The organism is Micromonospora sp. NPDC047753, assembly GCF_040642735.1.
In the GTDB taxonomy this organism is placed as follows: Bacteria; Actinomycetota; Actinomycetes; order Mycobacteriales; family Micromonosporaceae; genus Micromonospora.
This window is the reverse complement of sequence record NZ_JBEYSL010000498.1, coordinates 1-4,931: the sequence shown is the minus strand read 5'-3', so window position 1 is coordinate 4,931 and position 4,931 is coordinate 1. Positions and strand designations below refer to the sequence as shown.

Below are 4,931 nucleotides of genomic sequence, written 5' to 3'. Positions count from 1 at the left end.
CCGCGCGGTGCGGGCCCGCCGACGGGCGGCGTCGCGGGCCCGGCTGGCGGCCCGCAACGCGCTGAAGGTGCGCCACCGGCCGGCGGCGACAAGTTTGTGCTTGATCCCCTCGACCCCGTCCGGCACCGGATAACCGCCGGGCGGCAGCCAGCGCTCGTAGTCCGCGGTGATCTGGGCGAAGAACGCCTCCCGCAGCTCCGGGGCGATCCGCTGACCGTTGCCCAGCACGGTCAGGTAGTGCCAGATCATCCGTTCGAAGACCGCCGGCCGCAGGGCCTCCGTCGCCGGCCCCCACGAATCCATCAGGTGGAAGACCCGGTGCCACTGCGGGAACACCTCGAAGTGCCGGTCACCCCGGGTCCGGGTGATAGCGCCGGCGCGGCGCTGGCGGTAGTTGACGCAGACCCGATCGAGTACGCCGATCCGGTGCGCGGCCATCAGCACCGGGTAGCTGAAGGAGACGTCCTCGTACCAGCCGGGCGCGAAACGCAACCCCAGGTCGGTGAGGAACTCCCGCCGGACCAGCCGGTTCCACGCGGTGTGCAGCAGGTGCATCGCCTGCGGCCGGTCCCGCAACCGGAAGGTGCCCGGCCCCGGGGACTCCGGAAAAACCTCGGCCATCGCGCTGCGGGTGGCGGTGTCGTTCCAGTGGGTGCGGACGTGGTCGACCAGCAGGACGTCCGGGCGGGTCACCCGCAACCGCTCGGCGACCTCGGTCAGGCACTCCGGAGCCAGCCAGTCGTCGCCGTCGAGGAACCACACGTACTCGCCGACGGCCCGGTCCAGCCCGATGTTCCGGGCCGGACCGAGGCCGACGTTCTCCGGCAGCCGGACCGAGTGGACCCGCTGGTCGCGGGCCGCGTACTCGTCGATGATGTCGCCGCTGGCGTCCGGCGAGCAGTCGTCGACGGCGATCACCTCGATGTCGGTCTCCGGCTGACCGAGGATGGAGTCCAGGCACTCCCGCAGGTATCCCTGCACCCGGAAGGCCGGCACCACGAAGCTGATCAGAGTCATCCGGCCGCCCTCCGTCAGCGCGGCGCGGCACCTCCAGCGCCCGCCGGCGCCACCGACGCCCGCGCGCTACGGGCCGGTCGCACGAACCAGGCCAGGACGACGCTCACCACGAAAACCACGAGAAGGTACGCACCGAGTGTAGCCAGTCCGATACCCGCAATACCGGCGATCGCCGCGAGGGCCAGCAGCACCGAACGCCCCTCCCAGCCCAGCGTCGCCGCGTGCAGGGGCGGTGCCGCCTGCCGCTTCTCCAGCCGGGCGGTCAGGTCGTAGTGGTGCACGGTGAGCACGAAGACGTACCCGAAGATCAGCCAGCCGGGTGCCGCACCGACCACCCCGACCGCGATGGCGAACAGGTACTCGGCGGCCCGCAACGCCGCGGGCACCAGCCAGTCCAGCGGGCCGTTGTGCGCCGCCCCGGCCCCGAGGCCACCGATGAGCAGCACCAGCAGTGCCACCGGCACCGCCCAGCGCAGCCCGTCCGGGGCGTCGCTCAGCAGCGCCGCTACCAGAAGCACCGCCGGGCCGAGCGCGGCGATGACCGCCAGGGTCAGTGGTCCCATCGGGCGGACCACCGGCAGCCAGCGGGCCAACGGGCCGTCGTCACGGTGCAGGGTGGCGTCGACCGTGTCCAGCACCGGCACCCACATCCACCGGGCCCGCAGGGTCCGCAGCGCCCCGGTGTACGCGAACGCCAGCACCCCCCAGACCAGCACCGCGATCAGGCTGACCAGTGGGTTGAACAGCGCCACGGTCAGCGCGATCAGCGCCCACCGCTCACCGATCGGGAAGACCACAGTCCGCTTCAACCAGTACGACACCGACCCGGTGTCCGCCTGCACCCGGGTCGACGCGGCGTTGAGCCGGTCGCCGATCCCGCCGCTGGCGTTCGTGGCCGTACGCGGGCGGCGGGCCGCCTCGTCGTGCAGCACCCCGTACCAGGTGTCGGTCATGTGCCGGACGGTCTGCAACGTCATCGCGGCGATAGCGAGCGCCCACCCGTTGCCAAGCCCGGCGTGGCTCACACCGAAGCCCAACCCGGCGTAGACCAGGTACTCCTTGGCCCGGTCCGCCATGGTGTCCAGCCAGCCACCCCAGGCGCTGAAGTGCCGGGTGTAGCGGGCCAGTTGGCCATCGACGCAGTCGAGCACGAAGCCGAGGTAGAGCAGCACCGCGCCACCGACCAGCGCGGGCCGCCCACCGACCCCGAACAGCACCGCCGCGCCAAGCGCGAAGAGGACCGAGATCACCGTCACCCCGGTCGGGGTGAGCCGGAGCCGGGCCGAGAGCCGGACCAGGTACGGCGACCAGGTGCTGACGAAGTAGGTGGAGAAGAAGTCGTCCTTCTCCTTCACCGACAGCCGCAACTCGGCCCGGTCCTCGTCGACAGCGGTCACCGCCGCCTCGGCAGCGGTCAGCCCGGCCGGGTCCTCGACCCGGTGGGCGACGAGCAGGCGTACCCGCTGGGCGAAGACCAGGGTGCCGAGCGCCGTGAGGCCCGCGAAGAGCCGGTCCACGGCGGACCCGGGGCCACCGGCCGCCACGGACCCGCCGGCCCCGGCCCCGCCGGTCGCCGGCAGCGGCGCCACGTCTCCGGCCGGGCCGATCGGGGCGGCGACGGGAAGCATCCCGGACGCGGCGGCCCGGGCGGCGGCCGCGAGGGTCGGCAGGTCGTCCACGCCGACCCGCAGCGCGCCGCCGAACACGCCGGTGGCGGCCCCGTCGAGGGCGTCCAACGCGCCGGCGTCGACCACCTGGCCGCGCTCCTCCCGCACCGCGGTCCGACCGGGCACCGGCGGGTCGCCGAGCACCAGCGCCACGGTGGGGCCCACCGGGCTGGTGGCCAGGTGCCGCAGTACGGCGGTGTGCGCGACCAGGTCGGTGCCGGTGATCAGCACCGGGGCGGTCGCGGTGCTGACCAGGTCGGACAACTCGTCGAGGGTGGCGGCGAAGCGCACCTGGTCCGCCCCGGCCAGGCGCAACTGGGCGGCCAGCCGGTCGGCCAGCGGCTCACCTGTCGCCGTGGTGAGGCCCGCCGTGGTGAGGCCCGCCGCGGACGTTCCGGCGGCGAGCACGATCGCGAGCGTCACCGCGGAACCGCTGCGTGGTACGCGTCGAGCGCCTCGGCGATGGTGCCGTCGAGCGTCAACCGGCCCGCGTCGAGGTACAACCCCCGACGGCAGAACCGGGTCAGGTCCTTTTCGTTGTGTGACACCAGCACCAGCGTGCGCCCCTCCCCGAGCAGACGATCAATCGTCGCGTAACACTTCTTGCGGAACTCCGCGTCCCCGACTGCGGTCACCTCGTCCATCAGCAGGATCGGGTGCGGCAGGTGCGAGATGATCGCGAAGCCCAGCCGCACCTTCATCCCCGACGAGTAGTGCCGAACCGACGTGTCGATGGCCCGTTCCACCTGCTCACCGGCGAACTCGACGATCTCGTCGAAGTGCCGCTTCAGGTAGCTCGTCGACAGTCCGTGCAGCCCACCGACCAGGTGCAGGTTCTCCCGCCCGGTCAGGTCGTTGGAGAAGCCGGCGGACAACTCCAGCAACGGCGCCACCGCGCCGTGCACCCGGATGTCGCCCTCGTCCGGGATGAGCACCCCGGCGATCAGCCGCAGCAGGGTGCTCTTGCCGGTGCCGTTGCGCCCGATCACCCCGACGGTCTCGCCGGGCTGCACTGTGAACGACACGTCCCGCAACGGCCAGAACTGGCCGGGCAACGCGCCTCGGGCGCCCCGGTGGATGAACAACTCCCGCAGGCGGAGCTGACGGCGACGGTTGCGGACGAACCGGATGCCCAGACCGTCGGCCTCGATGATCGGCGCGGCCACCTCAGAGCTCCTTGAGCACGGCGGGCTCCAACCGGCGGAACGACCACCAACCGGCGGCCAGCACCAGAAGGCTGCCGACGATCGTGGTGGCGAGCAGCCGGGCGTCCGGGAACTCGTCCGGGTACCAGATCGCGTGGTGCAGCTGGAAGATCCCGACCAGCGGGTTCAGCTCGTACACCACCTTCAGCCAGCCGGGCAGCCCGGACTCCCGGACCAGGCTGAGCGGATAGATGATCGGCGTGGCGTAGAAGAGCACCCGGATGATCAGCCGCATCAGCCGTTCCACGTCGCGCATCAGCACGTTCCACGCGGACAGGAGCAGGGCGAGCCCGGTCAGCAGGACGGCCTGGACGGCTACCGCCAGCGGCAGGGAGAGCAGCGACCAACCCGGGTGGATCCGGCCGTGCACCGCGTAGATCACCGCGATGGCGATCAGGATCGGCAGGCCGGCCGCGTACTCGGCGAACCGGCCGGTTACCCGGCCGATCGGAAACACCTGACGCGGCACGTTCATCGTGGTGATCAGCCGGGACTGGCCGGTCAGCGCGTTCGTCGCCTCACTCAGCGCCGAACTGGTCCACATCCAGGCGAAGATGCCGGTGATAAGGAACAACGGGTACGACCCGGCCGCCTCACCGAGGTGCCGACCGGTGTCCCGGGAGTAGAGCACCCCGAAGACGAACCAGTAGATGGCGCCCATGCCGAGCGGCTCGATCAACGACCAGAAGTAGCCCAGCACCGACTGCTGGTACTTGACCGCGAGATCCCGCCTGACCAGGATGCGCAGCGAGTTGCGGTGCGACCACAACGCCGCGACGCCAGAGGTCACCGCAGCCTCCCGCCTCCTGAAACGGACGACAGGTTAGCAGTCGGTGAACGATTGCCCCGAATCGACCGGACTCAGCACTCGATCACGTTGACGGCCAAACCGCCACGCGCCGTCTCCTTGTACTTGACCTTCATGTCGGCGCCGGTCTCCCGCATGGTCTTGATGATACTTGGCGGCGGCGACCTTGTCACCGAGCGCGAGCCGTTCCGCAGCGAGTGCCGTGAGCAGCGACTCCTGCTCGTTCACGTCTGA

Annotated in this window: 4 protein-coding genes and 1 pseudogene; all 5 read right to left on the bottom strand. The window is 71.2% G+C overall.

Annotated elements, in window-relative coordinates:
• On the bottom strand, positions 1-1,017 hold a 1,017-nt coding region (locus tag ABZ749_RS29445), incomplete at its 3' end, for a glycosyltransferase family 2 protein (protein WP_357233501.1).
• A gap of 14 nt (positions 1,018-1,031) precedes the next feature.
• Positions 1,032-3,023: a DUF5941 domain-containing protein gene (locus ABZ749_RS29440; RefSeq protein WP_357233503.1), complete on the bottom strand. Its 1,992-nt coding sequence runs from the start codon at positions 3,021-3,023 to the stop codon at positions 1,032-1,034.
• Between the two features lie 80 nt (positions 3,024-3,103).
• Complete coding sequence (locus tag ABZ749_RS29435) at positions 3,104-3,850, bottom strand: ABC transporter ATP-binding protein (RefSeq protein WP_334507643.1); 747 nt, start codon at positions 3,848-3,850, stop codon at positions 3,104-3,106.
• A gap of 1 nt (position 3,851) precedes the next feature.
• Positions 3,852-4,679: an ABC transporter permease gene (locus ABZ749_RS29430; RefSeq protein ID WP_112581809.1), complete on the bottom strand. Its 828-nt coding sequence runs from the start codon at positions 4,677-4,679 to the stop codon at positions 3,852-3,854.
• A 71-nt stretch (positions 4,680-4,750) separates the two neighbouring features.
• Positions 4,751-4,931: pseudogene (locus tag ABZ749_RS29425) on the bottom strand (L-serine ammonia-lyase, iron-sulfur-dependent, subunit alpha); the annotation flags it as partial.